Below are 25,765 nucleotides of genomic sequence, written 5' to 3' on the forward strand. Positions count from 1 at the left end.
GAAGCCTGCGCGTGCCGACAACCCCGGCGGCATTAGTGCGACATGACGATTTCTTTAGCGGCCATCAGAACAGGCCGCATCAGATGGAACGAGGCGGAGACAGAATGCTGGGTTTGGGCGCGATTTCGAAGAAGGTATTCGGCACGGCAAATGACCGCATGGTCAAGGCAGCCCGCCCGATTGTTGCAAAGATCAACGCATTGGAGCCGGAGTTTCAGGCCCTGTCCGATGACGGGCTTATCGCCAAGACGGAAGAACTGAAGGTTCGCGTCGCGGGGGGTGAAACCTTGGACGCCATCTTGCCCGAAGCATTTGCCAATTGCCGCGAAGGTGCGCGCCGCGCGCTGGGTCTGCGGGCCTTTGATGTGCAGCTGATCGGCGGGATGTTCCTGCATCAGGGCAATATTGCCGAAATGAAAACCGGCGAGGGCAAGACCCTTGTGGCCACTTTTCCCGCCTATCTGAACGCGCTGACAGGCAAGGGCGTGCATGTCGTGACGGTCAACGACTATCTGGCCCGGCGCGATTCCGAATGGATGGGCAAGGTCTTTGCCAAACTGGGTATGCGCTGTGGGGTGGTGTATTCGCAGCAGCCCGATTTTGAGAAGAAGGAAGCCTACGCCGCCGATGTGACCTATGCGACGAATAACGAACTGGGGTTTGATTATTTGCGCGACAACATGCGCATGCGTCTGGACGACATGAACCAGCGCGGCCATTTCTTCGCCATCGTTGACGAGGTGGACAGCATCCTGATTGATGAAGCGCGCACGCCGCTTATCATTTCCGGCCCGGCCGAAGATAAAAGCGATCTGTATGTCAAGGTTGACAAGCTGATCCCGCTTCTGACCGAAGAGCATTTCACCATTGACGAAAAAATCCGCAATGCCACCCTGACCGAGGATGGCAATGAATTCATCGAAGAAAAGCTGCGTGAAGCGGATTTGCTGAGCGATGACCAATCCCTTTATGATCCCGAATCCACTTCGCTGGTGCATCACGTCAATCAGGGCCTGCGCGCGCATAAGCTGTTCCACAAGGACCAGAATTACATTGTGCGCGACGGGCAGGTTGTTCTGATCGACGAATTTACCGGGCGCATGATGGCGGGTCGCCGCCTGTCCGAAGGGTTGCATCAGGCGATCGAGGCCAAGGAAGGCGCGGCCATCCAGCCGGAGAATGTGACTTATGCATCGGTCACGTTCCAGAACTACTTCCGCATGTATAAGAAACTGGCGGGCATGACCGGCACGGCGTCCACCGAAGCGGCGGAATTCCGCGAGATTTACAATCTTGGTGTGGTCGAAATACCGACCAACCTGCCAATTGCGCGTCTGGATGAACATGATCAGGTCTATCGCACGTCCAGGGAAAAACTTGACGGCGTGCTGACGGAGATCCGCGATGCGCATGAAAAGGGCCAGCCCATTCTTGTGGGCACCACATCTATTGAAAAATCCGAGGAACTGTCAGCCCTGCTGAAACAGGCGGAAATCACGCATAATGTCCTGAACGCGCGCCAGCACGAACAGGAAGCGCAGATCGTGGCCGATGCGGGGCGCTTTGGCGCGGTGACAATTGCCACCAACATGGCTGGTCGCGGCACGGACATTCAGTTGGGCGGCAATGTGGAAATGCAGGTCATGCAGGCGCTGGATGCTGACCCTGCCGCCGACCCTGCCGATTTGCGCGCCCGGATCGAGGCGGATGTCGCGGAAGAAAAGAAAAAGGTGATCGCCGTAGGCGGGCTGTTCGTGCTGGCCACGGAACGCCATGAAAGCCGACGGATCGACAACCAGCTGCGCGGTCGTTCGGGGCGGCAGGGGGATCCGGGGCGGTCTGTCTTTTTCCTGTCGCTTGAAGATGACCTTATGCGGATTTTCGGGTCTGAACGGCTGGAGAAAGTCCTGTCTACCCTTGGCATGAAAGAAGGCGAGGCGATTGTTCACCCATGGGTCAACAAATCGCTGGAAAAGGCACAGGCCAAGGTCGAAGCCCGCAATTTCGACATCCGCAAGGAATTGCTGAAATACGACAACGTCATGAATGAACAGCGTCGCGTTGTGTTTGAACAGCGCCGCGACATCATGGAAGCGGATGACCTGTCCGAAATCATTGAAGACATGCGCCATCAGGTGGTCGATGATCTGATTGACACGCATATGCCGCCGAATTCCTATGCCGAACAATGGGATATGGAAGGGCTGAAAGCGGCGGTACGCGACAAGCTGGGTCTGGACCTGCCGGTTCAGGACTGGGGCGAGGAAGATGGCGTTGATCAGGATGTGGTGCGCGAACGGCTGTGCGAACAGTCCGATGCGCTGATGGCGCAGAAGCAGGAACAGTTCGGGTCCGATACGCTGCGCAATCTGGAAAAGCAGATCCTACTGGAAACCATTGACCGCAAATGGCGTGAACATCTGCTGACGCTGGATCACCTGCGGTCTGCGGTGCGCTTTCGCGGTTATGCCCAGAAAGATCCGCTGAACGAATACAAGGCCGAAGGTTTCCTGTTGTTTGAAGCGATGCTGAATTCGCTGCGCGAAGATGTATCGGCCTATCTGTCGCGCATCCGCCCGCTATCGGAAGAAGAACAGAAATCCATGTTGCAGCAGATGGCCTTGCAACAGCACAACGCCCAGATTGCGGCGGAAAATGCGGGCGATGCCCCTGCACCGTTGCTCGAAGGGTTTGACGAGGCGGACCCCGAGACATGGGGCAATCCCGGCCGCAATGATCTGTGCCCCTGTGGGTCCGGCAAGAAGTTCAAGCATTGCCACGGGCGGCTTGCCTGATGCGCCAATAGGGCTGCGCGCCACCCCACCATGCATGAACAGCCCCGCTTGCGCGGGGCTGTCTGCGTTCTGACTGTCGGTAAAGGGGGGCGCAATGCACGGATAGAAGGCGCTGCCGTCTGTAACGCGCTCAGGCTTCCTGCTGTATTTTTGCAGCATCGCGTGCCAGCGCTTCGCGCGTGGCATTGCGCCGGTACCATAGCGTGATCATGGTTGAACTGATCACGATGAACAGTGAATACAGAACGGGAATAAGCAACACAGCCTGTTGCTGCGCGGCCGTGAAGCTAAGCGTGATGACCAGCACCGCCAGTGGGCCGTTCTGGATGCCCGTTTCCAGGCTGATGGTGCGGGCGCGGTTGGTGTCTTGTCCCAGCCCGCGCGCCACCCAATAGCCGAACAACATGCCGACCAGACCAATGCCGATGGTTGCTGCATAAATCGGGGCGGGTGTGTCCAGCAGCAACTGGTAATTGCGCGGCACCCAACTGATGATCAGGAACAGGATCACCACAACCCCCATGAACGACCCGATCAATTCGACCGTCGCGCCCACATTGGCGTTCAGCTTGCGCAGGATCATTCCCAGCGCCGTGGGCACCAGCAACACCGCCAGTATTTGCGCCACATTTTCAGGCGGGATGACGTAATCCGCCCCGACCCCCGCCATACCCCCGTAGAATGATAGCAGTATCGGCACCATGACCACAGCGGCCAGTGTGGAAACCGTGGTCATCATGATCGACAGCGCCAGCACGCCTTTGCTGAAATAGGCGAATATGTTCGATGTCGTGCCACCAGGCATGCAGGCAATCAGCAACAGTCCCACGACCAGCGCAGGCGGCAGGCCCAGCAGCACCGCCAGCAAAAAGCCCAGAAACGGCATGACGGCAAACTGACTGAGCAGCCCGACCAGAATGCCCTTGGGTTTGCGAAATGCGATCAGAAAATCACGCGGTGTCATGCTGGCCCCCATGCCCAGCATGATCACCATCATCATGATCCCCAGTAAGGTGGTTTCCAGTTCTGTCAGCATGCCCTCAGACCTTTCCTGCGAATTCGTCGCGCACTTCGGCTTTCAGGTCCTTGCGCAGTATTTTCCCGATAGGGGATTTCGGCAGTTCATCGCGGATGATAACGCTTTTAGGCACCTTGTAGGCCGCAAGGTATTTGCGGCAATGCGCGATCACATCCTGTTTGGTCAGTTCATCCGGCTGATCGGGGTTGCGCACAACATAGGCGCGTACCGCTTCACCCGATTTCGCGTCCGGCACGCCGACAACGGCGGCTTCCAGCACTGCGGGCAGTTTGGCCAGACAATCCTCCACCTCATTGGGGTAGACATTGAAACCGGATACAAGAACCATGTCTTTCTTGCGGTCCACGATGCGCAAATAGCCGTCTTCATCCATTGTGGCCACATCACCGGTGAACAGCCAGCCATTCTGCACGGTCTGGGCCGTATCTTCGGGGCGGTTCCAGTAGCCCAGCATGACCTGTGGCCCCCTGACCAGCAATTCACCGGGCTGCCCGTCGGCCACCGGGTCGGCATTGTCATCGACCAGCGCGATATCCGTTCCCGGCACCGGCACCCCGATGGACCCTGTGCGCATGGGCTGTTCCAGCGGGTTGAATGTCACCAAAGGCGATGATTCCGTCAGCCCGTATCCTTCGGCAATGCGGGTGCCGGTGATCTTCTCCCAGCGTTCGGCCACTGCGCCATGCAGCGCCGTGCCGCCCGCGATGGCTGCGGTCAGGCTTTTCGGCGGATAGGCCGCAAACCATTCTTCATTCATCAGGCCGTTGAACAATGTGTTGACGCCGGTAATGCATGTGACCGGATAATTTTCCAGCGCCCGCTGGATATTCTGCACAGGCCGTGGCGAAGGCACCAGAATATTGCGCGCGCCAACGGCAAAGAAGGTCATCAGATTGGCGGTAAAAGCGAAGATATGATAGACGGGCAGCGCAGTCAGCACGCAATCCTTGCCCGCGATATGATGCGACCCCATGGCGCGAACCTGTTCCAGATTGGCCAGAATATTGCCGTGACTTAGCATCGCGCCCTTCGGCACCCCGGTTGTGCCGCCCGTATATTGCAGCATGGCCAGATCATTCTGCTTCAGCTTGTCCCAATCCGTCACTTCCGGCTGTTTGCGCCCCAGTCGCAGCGCATCGCGTATGCGCAGAACCGGCACGGCCAGTTTCGGAATGGGTGGCAGGCTGCGTGTCCAGTATTTCTGCACGCCGCGAATAACCAGTTCCGGAATGCGCGGGAAAAACTCGGGCACACCCGCCAGCACGACATGGCGAATGCTGGTCTGCGGCACCACTTCGGCCAGCTTGTCGGCGAACATGTCGCTGATGACAAGTACCTCGACACCGGCATCGTTGAACTGATGAATCATCTCGGACGCTGTATAAAGCGGGTTGGTATTGACCAGAACGCAACCTGCCTTGAACGCGCCAAAGGCCGCCACCGGATAGGCCAGCCCGTTGGGCAACTGCAGTGCAACCCGCGCGCCCGGCTTCAACCCGCAATCATGGCGCAGAAAGCTGGCGAAATCATCCGACAGCGTGCCGACCTGCGCAAATGTGTGGCTGCCGCTCATGCCGTTCGGCACGACGCAGGTGAAAGCTTTCTTTTCGGCGAATCTGGCGCAGGCATCCTGCACAAGTTCAGCCAGGCTTGCATAGGGCGACGGGGCAAGCACGGGCGATATATCGCTGCCATACGCCGCCAGCCATGGACGGTCAGATGCGGTCTTGTTCAAGGTATCCTCCCTCGCCCGCGTTTGAGTGCGGGCGCTAAGATCAGCATTCCCCACTATAGTGCGTCAAACAAGCCCTGACGTTCAGTCGACGCAGGGGCATTCCATAAAAAACCTTGCGTCACATGCCTGGAATGCCGGTTTTCGCGGGGTCCGGGTGGCTACCACATGGTCTGGCGCGCGCGTTCCGGCCACATGCGGTCGTAGCTGGTGCCGTCAAATTCATCGCGCCCGAGTTCTGACAGAATGTCGCCCATGCTGGGCAGACCATGTGACTGATCCCCGTCAGACCATAGCCGTGCGCGCATCAGCGCACGCGCACATTGAAAGTAGATCGCAGACAGACGGAATTCGATCACTGAACGCGGGTGCTTGCCCTGTCGTTCAAAACTGGCGCGCAATGGTGCATCCGTTGTCAGGCGCGCATGACCGTTTGCGCGGATGACATTCTGCGCACCGGCCACCACAAACATGAGGGATGCGCGGCCATCAGCGACGATATTGCGCAAACTGTCGATCCGATTATTACCGTGCCAGTCCGGCAGCAGAAGGGTTCGTTCATCCTGAATGTGCACCACCGCAGCATCATCGCCGCGCGGGCTTGCATCCACGCCATCCGGCCCCACGGTGGACAGGACACAAAAACGGGCGCGCGCGATCCATGCGCGATAGGCTGGCGTTATCTTGTCGGTCACCTTCAGCAGGCTTGCAGGGGCCGGTTGCCCGTAGTGGCTTTCCAGCTCCGCGACAGACTGAATGTATTCCATGCTTCACCCCTTGCTTTGCGCTTCGGTCATCAACCGGTCGGAATGCAATTCTATCACCGATTCCATCCGGCCCAGAAATTCGCGAGGCGGCAGTCCGGCGGGGATCGGCGGCAGAAACTCCACCACGGCCAGTCCGGGTTTGCGGAACAGGCTGTGCTTTGGCCAGAACATGCCGACATTGGTTGCAACGGGCACGCATGCCCCGCCCATCTGGTCATACAGAACTGCCGTGCCAACCTTATAGGGCTTTTTTGCGCCCGGGGCGACGCGGGTTCCCTGCGGATAGATGATCAACTGCCCGGCTTCTTCCTGCCCTTGGGCGACGCGCTTCATCATGTCCTTGATCGCAGACCCGCGTTTGCCGCGATCCACGGGCACGCAACCGATGCGCATGGCATACCAGCCCAGCAAAGGTGCCCATTTCAGCTGCTTTTTCATCACAAATCGTGGCCGGGGCAGTGCGCCGAATATCAGGATGATATCAAAGAAGGACTGATGCTTGGCTGCAATCAGCACTGCGCCATCGGGCACCGGCCCGCGTATTTCCGAATGCAGGCCCGCAATCCATGCGGCTGACCAGCGCACATAGCGGCAAAAACTGTGACAGGCGCGCAGCGCCATGTCGCGGCGCAGCAGTGCGAGCGGCGCGAAGGCGACAGCAAGCACCAGCATCGCAACATACATCTGTCCAATGAAAAATACCGATCGAACCCATTGCACGGCATAGCGCATCAGGTAACCCCTCTCAGAACGCCGAAGGCAGTTGCCTTGGCGGAAACCCAGGCCAGCACGGCGGCCACAACAGGCAGGGCCAGCGGCAGCAACCAGCCGCTTCCCTGAAACCCCAGACCCGACAGAACACTGCTTGCATCCGCAGGGTCTGGCAAGGCGAATATTGCCACTGCCCCCAGGGCCGTTCCGGCAGCGGCACCCAGCGTGGCGCGCAGCGTCATCCGCCAGACAAAGGCACGGGCGATGAAACGGTCCTGCGCACCGACCAGCCGCAAGACACTGATCACCTGTGCATTGGACGCGAGCGATGCGCTGGCCGCCAGCATGATGATTGCCGCCATAACCGCGCCGATCAACACCAGCGACAGGTTTGCCAGTTGGCGCATCCGTGCGGCCCCTTCGGCCAGCGGCCTGCGCCAGCGCGTATGATCGTCATAAACTGCGCCTGGCGCTTCGGCGGACAGACGCAGCCGCAACCCCTGCCGGTCCGGCCCTTCCGGCGTTTCGGTTACGTCAATCAGGCGCGGCAAGGGCAGTGCGTCCAGCGGCAGGTCTGGTCCAAGCCAGGCTTCCAGCAGGTCCGCCTGTTCGTCGTCGGTCATTTCGCGCGCGCTGGCAATCCCGGGGGTGGTGCGCAACACTTCCAGAACAATTGCGGTCTGTTCGGACATTTCCTCTGGTGGGGCCGACACCCGCACTGTTGCGGTCTGCGCAAGCGCCGCCGCCCAGTTCTGTGCCAGCCGCGCTGCCGAAACCGACAGAGCCAGCGCAAAGACCGCCAGAAAGGCCATTGCCGCCGCACTCAGGCTGACTAGCCAGACCCCGCGCCCGCTGCGTGGCACCACCAGCCGGGATACCTGATGCGGACTCATAGTTCTGCACCTGCTGTCTGAACTTCGCCGCGCGCGATCCGCAATACCCGTGTGGGCACTTGTGTTTTTACAAACCGGATCAGGTTCAGATCATGCGTGGCAATCAGCACAGCCGTGCCCATGCGGTTCAGTTCAATCATCAGCGACATCAGGCGCTGCGACATGTCCCAATCCAGATTGCCGGTCGGTTCATCCGCCAGCAGCACCTCTGGCGAGGCGATGATGGCGCGGGCAAGCGCTGTGCGCTGCCGTTCGCCCCCCGACAATGTTGGCGGAAGTGACCGCGCCTGCCCGGACAGGCCGACCCATGCCAGAAGATCCGCAAGGTTGTCACCGGATACCGGGCGCCCGGTTACACTTAACGGCAGGGCGACATTCTGTTCGACCGTCAGATGGTCCAGAAACTGGCAATCCTGATGCACGATTCCGATCTTTTGGCGGGTGCGGGCCAGTTCATCGCGCGACATTGCGTTCATATCCTGCCCCAGCAGGCTGACAGTGCCTTCGCTTGGAATCAATTCACCATAGCACAGCTTCAGGAACGTACTTTTTCCCGCCCCCGATGGCCCGGTCAGAAAATGGAAGCTGCCGGTTTCCAGTTTCAGGGTCGCGTCCCGGAATAACGGGCCGCCGCCATAATCATGGGCAACATTCTGAAACGCGATCATGGTGCACCCACCTTCTCAGTCACTTTCCGACTTGCCGCCACGACCTGCAAACCTGATCATGCGCCTTCAGGGTCATGTCTCTTGGCCGGTCGGTGTATCAATAAACTTGGAACACGCCTGATCGCTTGCTACAACAGTTCAAGAGCAGCGCCAATGCTGCATTTGGCGTAGTATAAGGTCCAAGCATGCGTATCACCTGTCCCAGTTGTCTTGCGCAATACGAAATCGAGGCCGCGTTGCTGACTGCCGACGGGCGGGAGGTGCAATGCTCGTCCTGCAGCCATATCTGGTTTCAGCATGCATCAGCTGAAAAAATGGCTGCGCCAGCGCCGGATGCCGAACCCCCGGAATCGCGTGACAGTGCTGGAAGCCAGGCTTCGGACGCGCCCCCTGCAATACCGGAACCCGATGCCCCGGAACCCGAAACGGACACCGGTCTGCCCGCCGAAACAGCGCTGAAGCCCAGATCGCGGGCGCTGGACCCTGCAGTGATGGATGTGTTGCGCGAAGAGGCAGAGTTTGAGGCGAGCCAACGCAAGCGTGAAGCCGAAGGGTTGCAGTCACAGCCCGAACTGGGACTACTGAGCGGCGCACCATGGCCTGTGGCCGGGGCGGATGCTGACGATGATCAACCCCCGCGACCATCGCAGGCGGGGGGGACCGGTGCCGCATTTCCCGATATTGAGGATATCAGCGCCACCCTGGAACCCGTTAGCGAAAGGCGCAGCAACGGGGATTTCCAGCTGCCTCAGACATCGCGGGAACGACAGCGCAGCTTTTTGCGCGGCTTCGTGGTGCCACCGGTTCTGGCACTGCTGATGGTCGGGCTGTATCTTGCCGCGCCGACGCTGGGCACAGCGGTTCCCGTTACCGCCCCGGCCATGTCCGGTTATGTCGGCCTGATAGATTCCGCCCGCGCCGGGGTGCAGGCCATGCTTTTGGGTCGCTGACGGGGCGTCTTGTCAGTTTCCGCCGAAAATGGACCCCAATATGCCGCGAATCGTATCATCCAGCGATGATACGGGGCCACGCTGTGGTGCGGGCGCGGCTGGCGCAGTGAATTCCTCCATGACGGGGCGTTGCGGTTCAAGCATGGGCAATTCACGGACTGGCAGGCCCACATGCACGCGCGTCATCACTTCGTGCCATATCTCCGCTGGCAGACCCCCGCCTGTTACCCCGGTCAAGGGGGAGTTGTCGTCATAGCCCATCCAGACACCCGTGACATAATCGGCTGTGAACCCGATGAACCATGCATCGCGCGCCGCCTGGGTGGTGCCTGTCTTGCCTGCTGCCTGCCGGTCGGGCAGGCGCGCGCGCGCGCCGGTGCCGTCTTGCAGAACGCGGGTCATCATCCATGTCAGCATTCGCGCGGAATGCTCCGATATGACGCGATCTCCGACGCCGGTATTGGCGCCAAACAGCGGCGTCGATTCGCCCATAAGGGTCAGATCCTGAATGCCATAGGGGCGCACCGCACTTCCCCCGTTCAGAATGCCTGCATAGGCCGCAGTCATTTCCAGCAATGTTGATTCCGATGCGCCAAGCGCCAGCGCCGGACCTTCGGCCAGTTCACTGCGCAAACCGAACTGGTTTGCAACAGCGCGCACCTGATCACGCCCCATCGCTTCGGAAATGCGCACCGCAGGGGTGTTCAGTGATTTGGCCAACGCTTCGGCCAAAGTTACGAAACCATGAAACCGACCGTCATAATTGCGCGGCGACCAGGCACCGGAACCGGGAATATTGATGGTCAGCGGCGCGTCTTCGACAATATCAAAGGGTTCAAACCCGTTTTCCAGCGCAGCTGCGAACAGAAACGGCTTGAACGCCGACCCGGTCTGCCGCATTGCCTGTGTGGCGCGGTTGAACCCTCCAACGGACGGGTTGCGCCCACCCACCATGGCGCGCACGGCCCCGTCTGCCGACATGACGACAACGGCGACTTCCGCTTCGGACCCTTCGCGGACGCGGTTTTCAAAGATATGAGTGACTGCATCTTCCGCAGCGGCCTGCAGGCGTGCGTCGAATGTGGTGCGCATCAGCACATCTTCTGTTGTGTCGCGCGTAAGATAGGCGGGGCCGCTTTGCATAAGCCAGTCGGCAAAATGAATGCCGCGCCGGGATTCGGCGGAATCCGACAGCGTAGCGGGGTAGGCGCGGGCCTCTGCCAGTTCGTAATCGGTCAGAAGACCCTGCTCATGCATCAACCCGATAACGACATTGGCCCGCGCCTGCGCCCGTTCCAGGCTGCGGGTCGGCGCATAATAGGACGGCGCGACCAGAAGCCCGGCCAGCATTGCGGCTTCTGACGGGCCAACCTCATTTGCGGACCGACCGAAATAACGCTGCGCCGCTGCTTCGAAACCGCGTGCGCCCGCGCCCAGAAAGGCACGGTTCATGTAGATGGTCAGAATGTCATCTTTTGACAGCTTTGCTTCCAGTGCGAAAGTATAGGGCAATTCTTTGATTTTGCGCCAGACCGTGCCCCGGCGGCAATCTGCTTCATAGGCCGCCTCTGACTCCCATTCATCGGGGTCGAATGGCACACCCAGACACAGAAGTTTGGCCACCTGCTGGGTGATCGTGGACCCGCCGGCACCGGAAAACGCACTGCGCCCCGCACCCAGATTGGACCGGATCGCGCCAGCTATACCGCGCGGTGACACGCCCAGATGCCGATAGAAGCGCCTGTCCTCCGTCGCGACAATCGCGTTTTTCAGATAGGGCGACACTGTGTCAGCCGTGATCGCCCCACCAAAGGAGTCGCCGCGCCATGCAAACACGGTTCCGTCGCGGTCAATCATGGTGACGGAACCGCGTGCGCGCGCATCCAGCAAGTCCGCCAGTGGTGGAAGATTTGCATAAAAATAGAATGTCGCACCGGCCAGTATCAGCGCGATAACTGCAGTGGTACGCCAGAAGATACCCCAGATAACACGCCAGACCGCGCGGAACAGGCCGCTGAAAAAACGCGTGACAATATTTCCTGATGCCCTGGCCTTGCGCGGCTTCGGGCTGCGTGATGTTCGTGCTTTGGGCTGCGCCGCTGGTTTTGCGCCACGCTTGTCAGCAACCAGCTTGCCGCGCTTGTTTCCTGAACTACCCATTTATCTGACCTGTTTACCCGAAACGCCTGTCACAATCATATCCGCACCGTGCCGATTCCTGCGCCCTTTTGCCACCGCATGCAGCATCTGACCAGCATCTTCGCGAGAAAGTGTTGCGTGGGTATCAGAGAAGTCACGATTCAGTTTTGCACATAATTTAATCATCGATGCTATTTTGTGCATTTTTTTTCGGATTTTCGCGGAACGCGCCATCTGAGCCATCGCAAAAGATTGAGGAACCTCCCCTTTCCGCGCTGACTGCTGCTGAGGCCCGAGGGGGTCCCTGAGGTAGTGAAAGGGGAAAACACCGTGAAATACATCATAGCGGCAATAAAACCGTTCAAGCTGGAAGAGGTACGCGAAGCGCTGACCTCGATCGGCGTGCGCGGAATGATGGTGACTGAAATCAAGGGCTTTGGCGCACAGTCCGGTCATACAGAAATCTATCGTGGCGCTGAATATGCAGTCAATTTTGTACCCAAGCTGAAGCTGGAAATCGCAGTTTCCGACGCGATGGCGGATCAGGTGGTTGATACGCTGCAAAAAACCGCGCGTACCGACAAAATCGGCGACGGCAAGATTTTCGTGCTTGATCTGGCGGCAGCAACGCGCGTGCGCACCGGTGAAACCGGCGACGACGCGCTGTGATCCGCGAAAACTCTGGGAAAAGACCAAAAGGACAAATGCAGATGCAACTCAAAAAACTCATACCCGTGGTGGCCGCTGCCGCACTGCTGCCCAGTCTGGGCTTCGCGCAGGAAGCTGTGGAAGCCGCAGAAACCGGCATGGATGCCGTTGAGCGCCTGAACATGGAAATGGTGTTCATCATGAACTCCTTGCTGTTTCTGGTCGGCGGTTTCCTTGTGTTCTTCATGGCGGCCGGCTTTTGTATGCTGGAAACCGGCCTTGTGCGGTCCAAGAACGCCACGATGCAGCTGATCAAGAACGTCGCGCTGTTTTCCTTGGCGACAATCGCCTATTTCGTCGTCGGGTTTAACCTGATGTATCCGCTTGGCGATTGGGTCGTTGAAGGTTGGTTGGGTGGCATTGCGCCAACTGTTCTGGAACCTGCAGGCGTTGCCTTCGAGGATCTGGATGATGTTGAATATGCCTCCATCGGGTCTGACTTCATTTTCCAGCTGATGTTCTGTGCTGCAACCGCGTCCATCGTTTCGGGTGCTGTGGCTGAACGCATTAAGCTGTGGCCCTTCCTTGTGTTCGTCGTCATCCTGACCGGCCTGATCTATCCGATTCAAGCCAGCTGGAGCTGGGGCGAAGGCTTCCTGGACGAACTGGGCTTTCTTGACTTCGCCGGGTCTTCCATTGTTCACGGCGCTGGTGGCTGGGCTGCATTGGCAGGGGTTATCGTTCTGGGCGCCCGCACAGGCAAATACGGCAAGGATGGCCGCGTCACAGTCATGGCCGGTTCAAACCTGCCGCTGGCAACACTTGGTATGTTCATCCTGTGGCTGGGCTGGTTCGGGTTCAATGGCGGTTCGCAACTGGCCATGGGCACTGTCAGCGATGTTGCAGATGTCAGCCGCATCTTTGCGAACACCAACACGGCGGCTGCCGGTGGTGCCATCGCTGCGCTGATCCTGACCAAGATCCTGTATACCAAGCCTGACCTGACCATGGTTCTGAATGGCGCGCTGGCGGGTCTGGTGTCGATCACGGCAGAACCCCTGATGCCGGGTCTGGGCATGGCAACGCTGATCGGCGCTGTTGGTGGTGTGATCGTTGTTCTGACTGTTCCGCTGCTGGACAAGCTGAAACTGGATGACGTTGTCGGCGCAATTCCTGTTCACCTGTTCGCTGGTATCTGGGGCACGCTGGCTGTTGTTCTGACCAACCCTGATGCGACCCTTTCAGCACAGATCATCGGGATCGTTGCAATCGGCGCGTTCATGTTCATCGCATCGCTGGTGGTGTGGCTGATCCTGAAAGCGGTGATGGGCATCCGCGTCAGTGACGAAGATCAGGTCTCCGGACTGGATACAACCGAGCTGGGCATGGAAGCCTATCCGGAATTCAGCAAAGGCTAAGCTGAAACACTCAGAAACACCGAAAGGCCCGATCCCGCGATCGGGCCTTTTCAGTACGCGGCGCGGGGGCCGCGCACATGCCTGCACGTGGACAACGATACGGGATGGAGAAAGGGGAATGGTGGGCGATAACGGATTTGAACCGCTGACATCTTCGATGTGAACGAAGCGCTCTACCGCTGAGCTAATCGCCCCCTTGCGCGGTTCATTACCCGCTGGACGTCAGTTGCGCAAGAGGGGCAGAACACGAAACCCCATAGAAAAAACCGCCCCCTTAGGGGCGGCTTCCTTATCGCATGCAGCGCTGTCAATGTGCTGCGCGCGGCTTTTCATCCGAAGACGGGGCTGCAAGTCTGGCCAGACGCGCGGCTTCGTCGGCTTCTTCATCCCATTCCACAGCACTTGGTTGCGATACAAGCGCATGGCGCAAGACATCGCGCACATTCTCGACCGGAATAATTGTCAGCCCGTCTTTCACATTTTCGGGGATCTCACTCAGATCCTTGACGTTTTCCTGCGGGATGAGCACCGTTGTTATGCCCCCGCGCAATGCCGCCAGCAGTTTTTCCTTCAGCCCGCCGATGGCCAGTACATTTCCGCGCAAGGTCACCTCGCCGGTCATGGCGATATCGCGGCGCACCGGAATTTGTGTCAGCACCGACACAATGGATGTCACCATCGCAACGCCAGCACTTGGCCCGTCCTTGGGCGTGGCCCCTTCGGGAACGTGAACGTGGATATCCAGCGCATCGAAACGCGGCGGCTTTACCCCGATATCCGGCGCGATGGAGCGCACAAAGGAATTTGCCGCGTCGATGGATTCCTTCATCACATCGCCCAGCTTGCCGGTGGTTTTCATGCGGCCCTTGCCCGGCAGGCGTAGCGCTTCGATCTGCAGCAGATCGCCGCCTACCTGCGTCCATGCAAGGCCGGTGACAACGCCGATCTGGTCTTCCTTCTCTGCCAGGCCGAAGCGGAACCGTGACACGCCCAGAAACTCCGCAAGATTATCGCGCGCAACAATTACCTTGTCGGTTTCCTTCTTGATGATCTTCGTCACCGCCTTGCGCGCGATCTTGTTCAATTCGCGTTCAAGGTTCCGCACACCGGCTTCGCGGGTGTAGCGGCGGATGATTTCAGTAATCGCGCTGTCGGAAATCGTCATTTCACCGCGGCGCAAGCCATGGTTCTTGATTGACTTGGGTAGCAGGTGACGCCGTGCAATTTCCAGTTTCTCATCTTCAGTGTAACCCGATAGCGGAATAACCTCCATCCGGTCCAGAAGCGGCCCTGGCATGTTGTAGCTGTTGGCCGTGGTCAGGAACATGACATTCGACAGGTCATATTCCACTTCCAGATAATGGTCGACGAAGGTGGAATTCTGTTCCGGATCCAGCACCTCCAGCATGGCGCTGGCGGGGTCACCGCGGAAATCCTGTCCCATCTTGTCGATCTCATCCAGCAGGATAAGCGGGTTCGTGGTTTTGGCCTTTTTCAGGGCTTGAATGATCTTGCCGGGCATCGACCCGATATAGGTGCGCCTATGCCCGCGAATTTCGGATTCGTCGCGCACCCCACCCAGCGAGATGCGAATGAATTCGCGCCCCGTGGCTTTGGCCACCGACCGGCCAAGGCTGGTTTTCCCCACGCCCGGCGGGCCGACAAGGCACATGATCGGGCCTTTCAGCTTGGCAGACCGCGCCTGCACGGCCAGATATTCGACAATACGTTCCTTGACCTTGTCCAGACTGTAATGGTCCTGATCCAGCACCTCCTGGGCGCGGCCAAGATCTTTCTTGACACGGCTTTTCACGCCCCATGGAATGGCCAGCATCCAGTCCAGATAGTTGCGCACCACTGTCGCTTCTGCGGACATGGGTGACATGTTCTTCAGTTTCTTGACTTCGGCTTCGGCCTTGGTGCGGGCTTCCTTGGACAGCTTGGTATCCGCGATGCGTTGTTCCAGTTCGGCCACTTCGTTCTGGCCGTCTTCGCCTTCGCCCAGTTCCTTCTGAATGGCCTTCATCTGTTCATTCAGGTAATATTCGCGCTGGGTGCGTTCCATCTGGCTTTTCACGCGGGTCTTGATCTTGCGTTCCACCTGAAGGACCGACAATTCCCCCTGCATCAGGCCATAGATTTCTTCCAGCCGCGCAGCGACATCCTGCTTTTCAAGCAATGCCTGCCGCTGTTCGACACTTGCCCCCAGATGACCGGCCGCCAGATCTGCCAGCGTTGCAGGGTCGGTGGTTTCCGCAATGGCGGCCTGCGCTTCATCGGGGATATTCTTGCGCACCTTGGCATAGCGTTCAAATTCGCCCTGAACGGACCGCATCAGCGCTGTTGTGGTGGCTGCATCGCCGGGCTTGTCCGGCACTGGCCGGGCCTGCGCTTCAAAATAGGCGTCATTCTCCAGAAACGCGCTGATCTCAACACGTGCGCGCCCTTCAACCAATACCTTGACGGTGCCGTCAGGCAATTTCAGCAATTGCAGCACGTTGGACAGCACACCGGTACGGTAAATGTCATCGGCACCGGGGTCTTCCTGCGTGTGATCCTTCTGCGAGACAAGCAGGATCTGCTTGTCATCCGCCATCACCGCTTCCAGTGCGCGAACGGATTTTTCCCGTCCAACGAACAGGGGAACAATCATATGCGGGAAAACCACCATGTCACGCAGCGGTAAAACCGGGAAACTGCTGAATTCACTCATGACCAAGTCCTTTGTTCAGGCGGCGCACCGGGCACCTTCCACACACAAATAAGGGTCTGCGCGGGTGTGTTTCAACCTAATGCCTGCAAATTTACATCACAATCGGAATACTGCAGGAAAACGGTCAAATCTGGACCTGTACCTGACAATACAGTGTCAGACGGTGAAATGAGCAGGATGTTATTGAATCGGGGCCGCGCATAGCCCGCGGCCCCACTCACCCATATGCCCTTCACAGCACCGGAAGAAATAAGGCCGGCCATCCTGACCCGCTACTTCACAAAACCAGTCCTGACAGCCGATTTCAAGGGAACAAAACCGACAATTTGAATGGTTCCGGATTAAATGGTTCCGGACTAGTTGTAGACGCCTTCCTTGCCGAAATGCCTGGTCAACAGATAATAGACCACCGCACGGTACTTGTTCCGCTCTGAGCGGCCATATTGCTCGATGACTGCATCAATCGCAGTGTTCAGTTCAGGCCCGTCTGGCAGCCCCAGTTTCTTGATCAGAAAGCCTGTGCGCACGGTATCAAGTTCATGCTGCTGCGTGGCGGCAACCGTGCAGGCATCCGCGTCATAAATGGACGGGCCGCAGCCTATCGTCACCTTGCGCAAAAGGTCCATATCGGGGTTCACTCCGCATTTTTCACGCAAATCAGAAGCATAGCGTTCAATCAATTCGTCCCGGCGTCCCATGGCGTCATCCCATTTCCGTACATAATTGCATTGTTTCCTGCGCTATCTTCACGCAGGTGTGAAGATTGGAAGAAAAACCGCGCAAAACCAACAAGAATCTGCACAAGGGGCGGGAACGCCCGGACCGATTACAGCATCCGCAACAATTGCGGGGTCGGCCAACCATCTGCGGGCAGGCCAAGCTGTGCCTGTATGTCCTGCACAGCAGCGCGCGTATTGGACCCCAGAATGCCGTCAATCCCACCCACGTCAAACCCGCGCTGCGCCAGTTTCTGTTGCAACTGGCGCATCTGGTCCTGATTAAGACCCTGTTCGGGGTTGCCAGCCTGATATACCGGCGCCCCCATCAGCCGTGTGGCGAAATAGGCCGCCGTGGTGATGTAGATGAAGCTTTGGTTCCATTCGAACAACGTGCTGAAATTCGGGAAAACCATGAAGGCAGGCCCACGATGGCCTTGCGGCAGAATAACTGAGGCGCGCATATTTCCTGAAGGCAGGCTGCCATGGGTGGGCCGCACGCCCAGTTGTTGCCATTGGCTGACGGTCAGTTCGGTGCGCAGCCCCGTTTGTGTCAGGTCAAGGCCGCCGGGCAGGGCAACTTCATGCATCCAGGGCTCATTCGCCCGCCAGCCCTTGGCGCGCAGCATCGATGCCGCCGACAGGATGGAATCGGGCACGGAATTCTGCAGATCGATGCGCCCGTCGCCATCACCATCCACCGCATGGCTGATGATATCTGACGGCAGTTTCTGCACCATGCCGATTTCACCTGCCCATGCCCCACGGGTGCGCGCAGGGTCCAGCATGCCCCGGCGATACATTTCAATCGCGGAAAATATCTGCGGGCGGAACAGTTCGGGGCGGCGGCAGTCATGTGCCAGCGTAACCAGCGCATTGACTGTGTTGAAATCCCCCTGGACCGCGCCGAAATCGGTTTCAAAAGCCCAGAAGGCCAGCAATATGCCGGGCTGAACACCATAGGTCTGCTGCGCGGTGGCAAAGATACTGGAATAGCGGTTCGCATTGTTGCGCCCGGCATTCATGCGGTTCTGCGAAATCAGCGCACGAGAGAAGTCCAGAAACGGGCGCTGGAAAATGCCCTGTCGCCGGTCGGCATTCAGAACAGATTGTTCCTGCCGGACATTGGCAAAGAAATTTTCGATCAACGTTCGATCATGCCCGCGCGAAGCGGCTTCGGATTTCAGGCCCTCGACAAAAGCCCCGAAATTTCCACCGCAGCTTTGGCCTTGCGCAGTTGTCGCAAGGCCAAAAGACAGAACCGCCACCAGAACCGGAAGAATACGCATAACACCCCCTGAAGAAATTTTGCCCACGTTAGCGCAGGACAGATTCCAAGGGAATCGATTTTCCGTGATCAGGGTTGTGCTGCCGGGTCAAAGCCCGGCACGACCATGCGATGCGTCAAAATCGGGTTCCGGGTTGATGGGGATAATCCGGTTCGGGTTTATCGTGTCATGGCTGTAGTGATAGTGGCGCACAATATGGTCGAAATGCACGGTTTCGGCCACACCTGCATGCTGGAACAGATCGCGCGTATAGGCCCATAGTGCCGGATAATCGACAATCCGGCGCCGGTTGCATTTGAAATGCGTGTGGTAAACCTTGTCGAACCGCACCAGCGTTGTGAACAACCGCCAGTCGGCTTCGGTCAGCGTGCGACCCATCAGGTAGCGCTGTCCCTTCAGGCGGTCTTCCAGCCAGTCAAGGGACTCAAACAGCGGAACCACAGCGTCATCATAAGCTTCTTGCGTTGTCGCAAAACCGGCTTTGTAGACACCGTTATTCACCGTATCATAAATGCGGTCATTCACGGCATCGATATCGGCGCGTAAGGCTTCTGGGTAATAATCGTCGGTATTGCCGGTCAGCCCGTCAAAGGCGGAATTGAACATGCGGATAATTTCTGCGGATTCATTCGATACAATGGTTCCGCGTTCCTTGTCCCACAGCACAGGCACTGTCACGCGGCCCGAAATTTTCGGGTCGGCCTGAATGTAGATGTCGCGCATGAATTTATGCCCGAACAACCGGTCACCGGTTGCGCCGTCGAAATCAGTCGCGAAGGTCCAGCCGTCATTCAGCATGTCGGGATGGACAGCAGACACATCGATCAACCCGTCCAGCGCCTTCAGCTTGCGGAAAATCAGTGTGCGATGCGCCCAAGGACAGGCATAGGACACATACAGATGATAGCGCCCGGCTTCGGCCTTGAACCCGCCTTCGCCGGACGGGCCTGCACCGCCATCCGCCGTGACCCAGTTGCGAAACCGTGATGTGTCGCGCTTGAACGCGCCGCCGGTTTTGCTGGTATCATACCATTCGCTTGACCATTCGCCGTCAATCAATCGACCCATCGTGGAAACCTCCGTTTGCTTTAACGGTCATATGGGCCGGGGCGGGGGCGGGGCAATCTGCATTCCCGCACGCGCCCTGTGCATGGCCGCTATTGCAGATCCCGGAACGCAGCCTGCAAGCGCGCTACAGCCTGTTCAATCACGGATCTCGGAGCGCCGATATTAAAGCGCAGATAGGGCGTTCCACCGGTGCCGAATGTCGGTCCGTGATTGGCGGCGATCTGAGCCTGTTGTTCCACCCGCGCGCTGAATTCATCAGGCTCCATGCCGGTGCCCGAAAAATCCACCCAGGCCAGATAGGTGGATTGCAGCGTCATCGACCGCACGCCGGGTATGGCATTCACGCCTGCATCAAACACCTGTCGGTTGCTGTCCAGATAGGCGCATAGCGCATCGACCCATTCCGCGCCTGCGGGCGAATAGGCCGCGGTTACGGCATGCAGACCGAATGAATTGGGCGAAATGCCCATCGCGGCCAGCGTATCGGCAAACTGCCCGCGCAACCGGTCATCGGCAATGATGACATTGCCGCAATGCGTGCCCGCAAGGTTGAATGTCTTGGACGCGGCGGTCAGCATCACCAGGCGGTCGATGCAGTCAGGGGCGGCCACCGGCATCGGAATATGTCTGTGACCGGGCATGACCAGATCGTGGTGAATTTCATCCGAGACCAGCAGCAGGTCATGGCGGGTGCAGAATGCGGCAATGTCGCGTAATTCCTGCGCCGTCCAGACCCGGCCACCGGGATTATGCGGCGAACACAGGATGACCATGCGTTCCTGCCCGGTCATCTGTGCATCGGCGGCGTCAAGGTCCATCTCATAGATGCCATCATTCAGCGCCAGCGGGCATTCGACCACCTTGCGCCCGGCGGCATGAATGGTGCGCGCAAAAGCGTGGTAAACGGGGGTAAACAGAATAACCCCATCGCCGGGTTGCGTCCATGTATGCAGGCACAGGCCAACCGCGTTCACCAGCCCATGCGTGGTGAAAATATGCGCGGGGTCCACCTGCCAGCCATGGCGGTTGGCCATCCACCAGCAGATCGCGGCGCGGTAAGCGTCGTCATCGCCGAAATAGCCGTAAACACCGTGATCCAGCGCCTTTTGCAGCGCATCCTGCACGCAGGTGGGCGGGCGGAAATCCATATCGGCCACCCACATGGAGATTCCGGTATCGGGGGATACGCCATAGCGGTCCTGCATCATGTCCCATTTCATGGAATGTGTGCCGCGCCGGTCGATGATCTGGTCAAAATTCATAGCAAACCCCTAGTTTTGGACAAGCTGGCCTGTGCAAGGCCGGGCTGCAAGCGGAAAATGCCCCATTGAACAGGGGTCTGGCTTGGCTTAAATCGCAAATCATGACCCTGCGCCCGATCCTGATACACCCCGACCCGCGGCTGAAGAAGCCATGCACCCCGATTGACGGGATAACCCCTGATATCGGCAAACTGGCCGAAGACATGCTGCAAACCATGTATGACGCCCCCGGTGTCGGGCTGGCCGCGCCGCAAGTTGGCGTGTTGCAACGCATGTTCGTCATGGATTGCGTCAAGGAAGAAGGCGAAAGCCCACGGCCCATGGTGTTGATCAACCCCGAAATTGTTGCGACTTCCGATGAAATGAACACCTATGAAGAAGGGTGTCTGTCCATCCCGGAACACTATGCCGAAGTCACCCGCCCGAAGCTGGTGACCATGCGCTGGACGGGTCTTGACGGCAAGCTACATGAAGACGAATTCGACGGGCTTTGGGCCACATGTGCGCAGCATGAACTGGACCATCTGAACGGTAAGCTGTTCATCGACCATCTGGGTGCCATCAAACGCCAGATGATCACCCGCAAGATGGTCAAATTCAAGCGTGAACAGGCGCGCGGGTGAGCGTGCGCCCCTGCATACCCTGGCCTGACAAGCGCTTGCGCAGTGTCGCGGCACCGGTTGACACGATAACCGAAGAAATCCGCGCCATCTGGGCCGATATGATTGACACGATGGAAGCCATGCCCGGTGTGGGCCTCGCCGCGCCCCAGATCGGCGTCATGCTGCGGCTGGCGGTGGTGGATGCGTCCGATGCGCGCGGGCAGGCGGTGCGTATGGCGAACCCCGAAATCCTGCATGCCAGTGCCCAGATGCGCCGCCATGACGAAGGCAGCCCCAACCTGCCCGGTGTCTGGGCGCAAATCGAACGGCCCCGCGCGGTGACAGTGCGGTTCATGAATGAAACCGGCACGCTGGAGGATCGCGATTTCGTGGGGCTTTGGGCGACGTCTGTTCAACACCAGATCGACCACCTGAACGGCAGGATGTATTTTGACCATCTCAGCAAGCTGAAGCGCGACATGCTGTTACGTCGCGCCAGAAAGGCGGGCTGATGCGCGTTATCTTCATGGGCACGCCGGATTTTTCGGTTCCTGCACTGGATGCCATTCATGCCGAACATGAAGTCATATGCGTCTACACCCAGCCGCCGCGCCCTGCTGGCCGTGGCAAGCAACCGCGCCCAACGGCGGTGCATGCGCGCGCCGATGCACTTGGCCTGCCCGTGCGCCACCCCACCAGCCTGAAGGGTGCCCATGAACAGGCGGAATTCGCAGCCCTTGGGGCGGATGTGGCAGTGGTGGTGGCCTATGGGTTGATCCTGCCGCAGCCGGTGCTGGACGCGCCGCGCTTGGGGTGCCTGAATATTCACGCCTCGCTTCTGCCACGTTGGCGCGGGGCTGCGCCCATTCAGCGCGCCATCATGGCAGGCGATTATGAGACCGGCATATGCATCATGCAGATGGATGCGGGACTGGACACCGGGCCGGTTCTGTTGCGCCAGACCACCACGATCGGCGATGACGACACCGCCCAGACCCTGCATGACCGCCTGTCACAGAGGGGCGCTGGGTTGATTGGCCGCGCGCTTGCGCAATTGCCCGACCTGACGCCCGTACCGCAGCCAGAGACAGGCGTCACCTATGCCGCCAAGATTGACAAGGCCGAAGCGCGCGTTGACTGGACGCAGCCTGCGGACCATGTCGCGCGGCAAATCCGTGGCTTGTCCCCTTTTCCGGGGGCGTGGTGTGAAACGCCGTTCGGGCGGTTGAAACTGCTGCACGCGCAGGCCGTGGACGGGACCGGCACACCGGGACAGGTGCTGACAGGGCTGACAATCGCCTGCGGAAAGGGGGCCGTTCAAGTGACACAGGTGCAGCGCGAAGGCAAACGCGCCATGTCTGCGGTGGAATTGCTGCGCGGGGCGGGGTCCGTTACTGGCGCGGTTTTCGGGTAAAGGCTGGTCAGATAGGGTCGAAGCATTCTGTTTGTTGGCGTCCCCATGGCGCGGAGCAAAGGGCGCAGCCCGCCGCGCCACCGGTGGGCCGTCCCGCGGCCTGCCGGTTTCGCTGATGCTGATTCCATCCTTGGATGCCGGAGTTATGCCGCCAGCATAAAGTGAATTTCTACGACGTGGGACCGGCAGACCCCGGCCCACCGCTGGCGCGGCTAAATTAATGCCCCCGACCCCGGTTTTACGCGATCCCGCGCGTGGGCTGATCATTGCGCCGGAATGTCAGGTAATGCGGGTTGCGCCCTTCGCGCAGGGCTTTTTGTTCATAGCGCGTGGATAACCAGTCATCCCAGGGCTGCGCCCAGTCCGCAGGTGCAGGGGTCAGGCAGTCGAAACCGGCGGGCGGCACTTCTTCCATGGTCTGGCGCACATAATCGGGAATATCAGTCGCGACACGAAACACCGCGCCCGGTTTCAGCACCCGCGCCAACGGGTTCAGATAGCCCGGCGTGACAAAGCGGCGGCGGTGGTGACGGGCTTTCGGCCAGGGGTCCGGATATAGCAGAAACGCGCGCTCAAGGCATTGGTCCGGCAGCACATCGAACAGGTCGCGCACATCCCATGGATAGACGCGCAGATTGTCAACGCCCGCGTTCCGGATTTTGCCCAACAACATGGCTACGCCATTGATATAGGGTTCACAGCCGATAATCCCCACGCCCGGATTGCGCGCGCATTGGTGAACCAGATGTTCCCCGCCGCCAAACCCCACTTCCAGCCAGATCGGCCGCGCATCGCCGAAAAAACTTTGCGGGTCAACGGGATGCCGGTCCGGGTTGTCCTGCCTGCTCACCCCGCCGGGGCAAAGTTGCGCCAGATCCTCGTCCAGATAGCGCTGTTGCGCGGGCTTCAGGGTCTTGCCTTTGATCCGGCCATAGAAATTGCGTTTCTCAGGTGGCGTGGGCGCTGACATATGCTTTATTCCGTGGCTTTTGCGCGGCGGGTATGCCGGGGCGGGCCGCCCGGGTCAAGCGACTTGGGGCCGATGGGTTTACAAACAAGGGCCAAACCCTCATATTTGGCGCAGTACCCCCAGAGCAACCGTGCGAGATTGCGCGCCTCTGAAAAGCTCATCCCCCCACCATCATCATCACGGAAGGAATTCCCATGACGCAAGCCAAAGCGGGCGATACTGTACGTATTCATTACACCGGCACCCTGTCAGACGGGTCGGTTTTCGACAGTTCCGAAGGCCGCGATCCGCTGGAATTCCAGCTTGGCACCGGTGCAATTATCCCCGGCCTTGACCGTGCGATTGACGGCATGACTGTGGGTGACCAGAAAACGGTTACTATTCCCAGCGCTGAAGCATATGGCGAATATCAACCCGAAGCCCGGCAGGAAGTGCCGCGCGACCAGATACCCGACCATATTCCGCTAGACCCCGGCACCATGCTGCAAATGCAGACGCCCGACGGGCGTGCAATGCCCGTGACAGTGGCTGAAGTGACCGATCAGGCCGTGACGCTGGACGCAAACCATCCGCTGGCTGGCAAAGACCTGACCTTCGCCGTAGAGGTGGTTTCGGTCGGTTGACGCACCCCGGCGCAAGCTGACAGCCCTGTCATGGCACTGCGCCGCGCAAGCTGGTCGCGCCTTTCACAGGCGCGCCCATGTCATGCGGCGGCGATATGCGTCATGTCAGGGTATTTCGCCACCAGCGCAATGTCCTGCGCGGTCAGTCCCGCGCCATTGGCGACATTGGCGATAAGGTGACCCTGTAGCCAGATCTGGGCTGTGTCAGGGTCTGTGGCGCTGAATTGCACCTGAAGTTCCGGCATGGCAAGACGTGCAGGGTCGTAATGCAGGACAATCTGGTCATCCTGCGGGTTGTAATCGACAATGGTGACAGGTGCGTTACCCTGTAGCCAATCGCCCAGCGCAAAGGTATCGGCACCGTCCCCGCCGTTCAGATAATCGCCCTGACCGGCGATCAGAATGTCGTCCCCGTCACCCCCGTTCAGAAAATTCCGCCCGCTGATATCATTGCCATTATGATCCAGCGCAACGCCGATCAGCGTGTCATTCCCAACCCCGGCATTCAGCGTGTTGTTTCCGGCGCCGGCAATCAGCAGATCATCGCCGTCACCGCCGATCAGCGTATCATTTCCCGCCCCGCCGATCAGCGTGTCGTTTCCGGTCCCGCCGTTCATATGCGTGGCCCCCTGACCAGCCTGCAGCCAGTCATCGCCACCGTGACCAAGAAGCGTGTCATTTCCCGCCCCGCCGGTCAGCGTGTCATCAAGCGCACCACCTTGCAGCAATGCGGGGCTGTCCCCGCCTGTCAGGTGAACCGGTTGTCCGGGTTCCGGCTGGATGAACGCATCCGAACTGTGAATGCGTTCATCCAGATCATCGAACAAACCAGCGACATCCGGCGCGGGAAAGAACGACGGCACGGCTTCCGTTTCGGGCATGTCCGAATCCGGCGTAGCCCCGAACATGTCATCCAGGCTGTCGCCGGTCCCGCCCAACACATTCCCGGCACTGAGACTTGCCTGCGCATCGTCAGAGTCCGGCGCCGTGTTATACGCATCATCCGGGGAATCATTGTCGTGACTTTCGGAATCCCTGGCTGATGCAAGCATGCTGTCCGCCGCAACACCGGCAAGCAAGGCACCGAACAACCCCATAAACATCAACATACTGTACCACCCCACATGGCAACGAAGACCCAATATTCATTTCACCCAACACCGTAATTATTTCACATTATTCAGGATTCTCACAGTGACATCCGGCGAAAGCACACGGGAATCTGTAGAACTGGTTAACGCAGCCCCTTTAAAACGGGCTTTCCTTGGCGCTGCAAATGGTCTATTCGGCGCGCCTGTGCCATTGGCACGGCTTACTGGCCTTGCTGGACGACATCCCGGCCTGCGCT

The 25,765-nt window shown here is 59.0% G+C and carries 22 protein-coding genes and 1 tRNA gene; 8 read left to right on the forward strand and 15 right to left on the reverse strand.

Going from position 1 to position 25,765, the window contains the following annotated elements:
* The first annotated feature begins 104 nt into the window (after positions 1 to 104).
* Positions 105 to 2,795, forward strand: coding sequence for a preprotein translocase subunit SecA (secA, locus tag PUT78_RS10390; protein WP_274352198.1), 2,691 nt, complete (start codon positions 105 to 107; stop codon positions 2,793 to 2,795).
* Positions 2,796 to 2,925: 130 nt separating this feature from the next.
* On the opposite strand, the gene PUT78_RS10395 is transcribed toward secA, so the two are convergent.
* The 6 genes from PUT78_RS10395 to PUT78_RS10420 form a co-directional block, all read right to left on the reverse strand.
* Positions 2,926 to 3,831 carry a bile acid:sodium symporter family protein gene (locus PUT78_RS10395; RefSeq protein ID WP_274352199.1) on the reverse strand — a complete coding sequence of 302 codons (906 nt, stop codon included), beginning with the start codon at positions 3,829 to 3,831 and terminating at the stop codon, positions 2,926 to 2,928.
* Positions 3,832 to 3,835: 4 nt separating this feature from the next.
* On the reverse strand, positions 3,836 to 5,569 hold the full coding sequence (locus tag PUT78_RS10400; protein WP_274352200.1) for an AMP-binding protein: 1,734 nt from the start codon (positions 5,567 to 5,569) through the stop codon (positions 3,836 to 3,838).
* Positions 5,570 to 5,727: 158 nt separating this feature from the next.
* Entirely contained in the window at positions 5,728 to 6,333 is a 606-nt protein-coding gene (locus PUT78_RS10405; protein WP_274352201.1) for a pyridoxamine 5'-phosphate oxidase family protein, read from the reverse strand.
* Between the two features lie 3 nt (positions 6,334 to 6,336).
* Positions 6,337 to 7,065, reverse strand: a complete 729-nt coding sequence (locus PUT78_RS10410) for a lysophospholipid acyltransferase family protein (RefSeq protein WP_274352202.1) — start codon at positions 7,063 to 7,065, stop codon at positions 6,337 to 6,339.
* Positions 7,065 to 7,937 (reverse strand): cell division protein FtsX, encoded by an 873-nt coding sequence (locus PUT78_RS10415; RefSeq protein ID WP_274352203.1) that lies wholly within the window; start codon positions 7,935 to 7,937, stop codon positions 7,065 to 7,067. The genes PUT78_RS10410 and PUT78_RS10415 overlap by 1 nt, the downstream gene beginning before the upstream one ends.
* Positions 7,934 to 8,605, reverse strand: a complete 672-nt coding sequence (locus PUT78_RS10420; protein WP_274352204.1) for a cell division ATP-binding protein FtsE — start codon at positions 8,603 to 8,605, stop codon at positions 7,934 to 7,936. The genes PUT78_RS10415 and PUT78_RS10420 overlap by 4 nt, the downstream gene beginning before the upstream one ends.
* Before the next feature lie 185 nt (positions 8,606 to 8,790).
* On the opposite strand from PUT78_RS10420, the gene PUT78_RS10425 reads away from it, so the two are divergent.
* Complete coding sequence (locus PUT78_RS10425) at positions 8,791 to 9,555, forward strand: zinc-ribbon domain-containing protein (protein ID WP_274352205.1); 765 nt, start codon at positions 8,791 to 8,793, stop codon at positions 9,553 to 9,555.
* A gap of 12 nt (positions 9,556 to 9,567) precedes the next feature.
* On the opposite strand, the gene PUT78_RS10430 is transcribed toward PUT78_RS10425, so the two are convergent.
* Positions 9,568 to 11,715 carry a transglycosylase domain-containing protein gene (locus tag PUT78_RS10430; protein WP_274352206.1) on the reverse strand — a complete coding sequence of 716 codons (2,148 nt, stop codon included), beginning with the start codon at positions 11,713 to 11,715 and terminating at the stop codon, positions 9,568 to 9,570.
* Positions 11,716 to 12,024: 309 nt separating this feature from the next.
* Here PUT78_RS10430 and PUT78_RS10435 point away from each other — a divergent pair, with 309 nt between their 5' ends.
* A complete protein-coding gene (locus tag PUT78_RS10435) occupies positions 12,025 to 12,363 on the forward strand; it encodes a P-II family nitrogen regulator (RefSeq protein ID WP_274352207.1) in 339 nt (112 codons plus the stop codon).
* A gap of 41 nt (positions 12,364 to 12,404) precedes the next feature.
* Positions 12,405 to 13,760: an ammonium transporter gene (locus PUT78_RS10440; RefSeq protein ID WP_274352208.1), complete on the forward strand. Its 1,356-nt coding sequence runs from the start codon at positions 12,405 to 12,407 to the stop codon at positions 13,758 to 13,760.
* A gap of 119 nt (positions 13,761 to 13,879) precedes the next feature.
* Here PUT78_RS10440 and PUT78_RS10445 read toward each other — a convergent pair.
* From PUT78_RS10445 to PUT78_RS10470, 6 genes are all read right to left on the reverse strand, one after another.
* Positions 13,880 to 13,954, reverse strand: a tRNA-Val gene (locus PUT78_RS10445).
* A gap of 113 nt (positions 13,955 to 14,067) precedes the next feature.
* Positions 14,068 to 16,473: an endopeptidase La gene (gene lon / locus PUT78_RS10450; RefSeq protein WP_274352209.1), complete on the reverse strand. Its 2,406-nt coding sequence runs from the start codon at positions 16,471 to 16,473 to the stop codon at positions 14,068 to 14,070.
* Between the two features lie 356 nt (positions 16,474 to 16,829).
* Positions 16,830 to 17,171 carry a DUF2853 family protein gene (locus tag PUT78_RS10455; protein WP_274352210.1) on the reverse strand — a complete coding sequence of 114 codons (342 nt, stop codon included), beginning with the start codon at positions 17,169 to 17,171 and terminating at the stop codon, positions 16,830 to 16,832.
* Between the two features lie 128 nt (positions 17,172 to 17,299).
* Positions 17,300 to 18,478 (reverse strand): lytic murein transglycosylase, encoded by a 1,179-nt coding sequence (locus PUT78_RS10460; RefSeq protein ID WP_274352211.1) that lies wholly within the window; start codon positions 18,476 to 18,478, stop codon positions 17,300 to 17,302.
* Positions 18,479 to 18,565: 87 nt separating this feature from the next.
* Positions 18,566 to 19,546, reverse strand: a complete 981-nt coding sequence (locus PUT78_RS10465) for a glutathione S-transferase family protein (RefSeq protein ID WP_274352212.1) — start codon at positions 19,544 to 19,546, stop codon at positions 18,566 to 18,568.
* Positions 19,547 to 19,635: 89 nt separating this feature from the next.
* Entirely contained in the window at positions 19,636 to 20,808 is a 1,173-nt protein-coding gene (locus PUT78_RS10470; RefSeq protein ID WP_274352213.1) for a MalY/PatB family protein, read from the reverse strand.
* A 101-nt stretch (positions 20,809 to 20,909) separates the two neighbouring features.
* Between PUT78_RS10470 and def (PUT78_RS10475) the strand changes: the two genes are divergently transcribed.
* The 3 genes from def (PUT78_RS10475) to fmt are packed head-to-tail and all read left to right on the forward strand — an operon-like array spanning position 20,910 to position 22,824.
* Complete coding sequence (gene def, locus PUT78_RS10475; protein WP_274352214.1) at positions 20,910 to 21,431, forward strand: peptide deformylase; 522 nt, start codon at positions 20,910 to 20,912, stop codon at positions 21,429 to 21,431.
* Complete coding sequence (gene def / locus PUT78_RS10480) at positions 21,428 to 21,922, forward strand: peptide deformylase (RefSeq protein WP_274352215.1); 495 nt, start codon at positions 21,428 to 21,430, stop codon at positions 21,920 to 21,922. The genes def (PUT78_RS10475) and def (PUT78_RS10480) overlap by 4 nt, the downstream gene beginning before the upstream one ends.
* Entirely contained in the window at positions 21,922 to 22,824 is a 903-nt protein-coding gene (gene fmt, locus PUT78_RS10485) for a methionyl-tRNA formyltransferase (protein WP_274352216.1), read from the forward strand. The genes def (PUT78_RS10480) and fmt overlap by 1 nt, the downstream gene beginning before the upstream one ends.
* Positions 22,825 to 23,062: 238 nt before the next feature.
* Here the strand turns inward: fmt and trmB are convergent, their stop codons facing one another.
* A complete protein-coding gene (gene trmB, locus PUT78_RS10490; RefSeq protein WP_274352217.1) occupies positions 23,063 to 23,794 on the reverse strand; it encodes a tRNA (guanine(46)-N(7))-methyltransferase TrmB in 732 nt (243 codons plus the stop codon).
* 194 nt (positions 23,795 to 23,988) lie between these two features.
* Between trmB and PUT78_RS10495 the strand changes: the two genes are divergently transcribed.
* On the forward strand, positions 23,989 to 24,417 hold the full coding sequence (locus PUT78_RS10495) for an FKBP-type peptidyl-prolyl cis-trans isomerase (RefSeq protein ID WP_274352218.1): 429 nt from the start codon (positions 23,989 to 23,991) through the stop codon (positions 24,415 to 24,417).
* A gap of 80 nt (positions 24,418 to 24,497) precedes the next feature.
* Here PUT78_RS10495 and PUT78_RS10500 read toward each other — a convergent pair whose 3' ends face one another.
* The gene (locus PUT78_RS10500; RefSeq protein ID WP_274352219.1) at positions 24,498 to 25,526 is read right to left on the reverse strand and encodes a calcium-binding protein; all 1,029 of its coding nucleotides are present in this window, start codon (positions 25,524 to 25,526) and stop codon (positions 24,498 to 24,500) included.
* Between the last annotated feature and the right edge of the window lie 239 nt (positions 25,527 to 25,765).

The sequence above is a fragment of the Roseinatronobacter alkalisoli genome (genome assembly GCF_028745735.1).
GTDB lineage: Bacteria > Pseudomonadota > Alphaproteobacteria > Rhodobacterales > Rhodobacteraceae > Roseinatronobacter > Roseinatronobacter alkalisoli.

What these genes read in the sequence shown, in the direction of transcription:
- PUT78_RS10500 (WP_274352219.1), bottom strand. Translation starts at nt 25,526, where the DNA reads ATGTTGATGTTTATGGGGTTGTTCGGTGCCTTGCTTGCCGGTGTTGCG.
- PUT78_RS10410 (WP_274352202.1), bottom strand. Translation starts at nt 7,065, where the DNA reads ATGCGCTATGCCGTGCAATGGGTTCGATCGGTATTTTTCATTGGACAG.
- PUT78_RS10455 (WP_274352210.1), bottom strand. Translation starts at nt 17,171, where the DNA reads ATGGGACGCCGGGACGAATTGATTGAACGCTATGCTTCTGATTTGCGT.
- PUT78_RS10395 (WP_274352199.1), bottom strand. Translation starts at nt 3,831, where the DNA reads ATGCTGACAGAACTGGAAACCACCTTACTGGGGATCATGATGATGGTG.
- PUT78_RS10465 (WP_274352212.1), bottom strand. Translation starts at nt 19,546, where the DNA reads ATGGGTCGATTGATTGACGGCGAATGGTCAAGCGAATGGTATGATACC.
- PUT78_RS10430 (WP_274352206.1), bottom strand. Translation starts at nt 11,715, where the DNA reads ATGGGTAGTTCAGGAAACAAGCGCGGCAAGCTGGTTGCTGACAAGCGT.
- PUT78_RS10415 (WP_274352203.1), bottom strand. Translation starts at nt 7,937, where the DNA reads ATGAGTCCGCATCAGGTATCCCGGCTGGTGGTGCCACGCAGCGGGCGC.
- fmt (WP_274352216.1), top strand. Translation starts at nt 21,922, where the DNA reads ATGCGCGTTATCTTCATGGGCACGCCGGATTTTTCGGTTCCTGCACTG.
- secA (WP_274352198.1), top strand. Translation starts at nt 105, where the DNA reads ATGCTGGGTTTGGGCGCGATTTCGAAGAAGGTATTCGGCACGGCAAAT.
- PUT78_RS10420 (WP_274352204.1), bottom strand. Translation starts at nt 8,605, where the DNA reads ATGATCGCGTTTCAGAATGTTGCCCATGATTATGGCGGCGGCCCGTTA.
- def (WP_274352214.1), top strand. Translation starts at nt 20,910, where the DNA reads ATGACCCTGCGCCCGATCCTGATACACCCCGACCCGCGGCTGAAGAAG.
- PUT78_RS10425 (WP_274352205.1), top strand. Translation starts at nt 8,791, where the DNA reads ATGCGTATCACCTGTCCCAGTTGTCTTGCGCAATACGAAATCGAGGCC.
- PUT78_RS10440 (WP_274352208.1), top strand. Translation starts at nt 12,405, where the DNA reads ATGCAACTCAAAAAACTCATACCCGTGGTGGCCGCTGCCGCACTGCTG.
- PUT78_RS10460 (WP_274352211.1), bottom strand. Translation starts at nt 18,478, where the DNA reads ATGCGTATTCTTCCGGTTCTGGTGGCGGTTCTGTCTTTTGGCCTTGCG.
- trmB (WP_274352217.1), bottom strand. Translation starts at nt 23,794, where the DNA reads ATGTCAGCGCCCACGCCACCTGAGAAACGCAATTTCTATGGCCGGATC.
- PUT78_RS10405 (WP_274352201.1), bottom strand. Translation starts at nt 6,333, where the DNA reads ATGGAATACATTCAGTCTGTCGCGGAGCTGGAAAGCCACTACGGGCAA.
- PUT78_RS10470 (WP_274352213.1), bottom strand. Translation starts at nt 20,808, where the DNA reads ATGAATTTTGACCAGATCATCGACCGGCGCGGCACACATTCCATGAAA.
- lon (WP_274352209.1), bottom strand. Translation starts at nt 16,473, where the DNA reads ATGAGTGAATTCAGCAGTTTCCCGGTTTTACCGCTGCGTGACATGGTG.
- PUT78_RS10495 (WP_274352218.1), top strand. Translation starts at nt 23,989, where the DNA reads ATGACGCAAGCCAAAGCGGGCGATACTGTACGTATTCATTACACCGGC.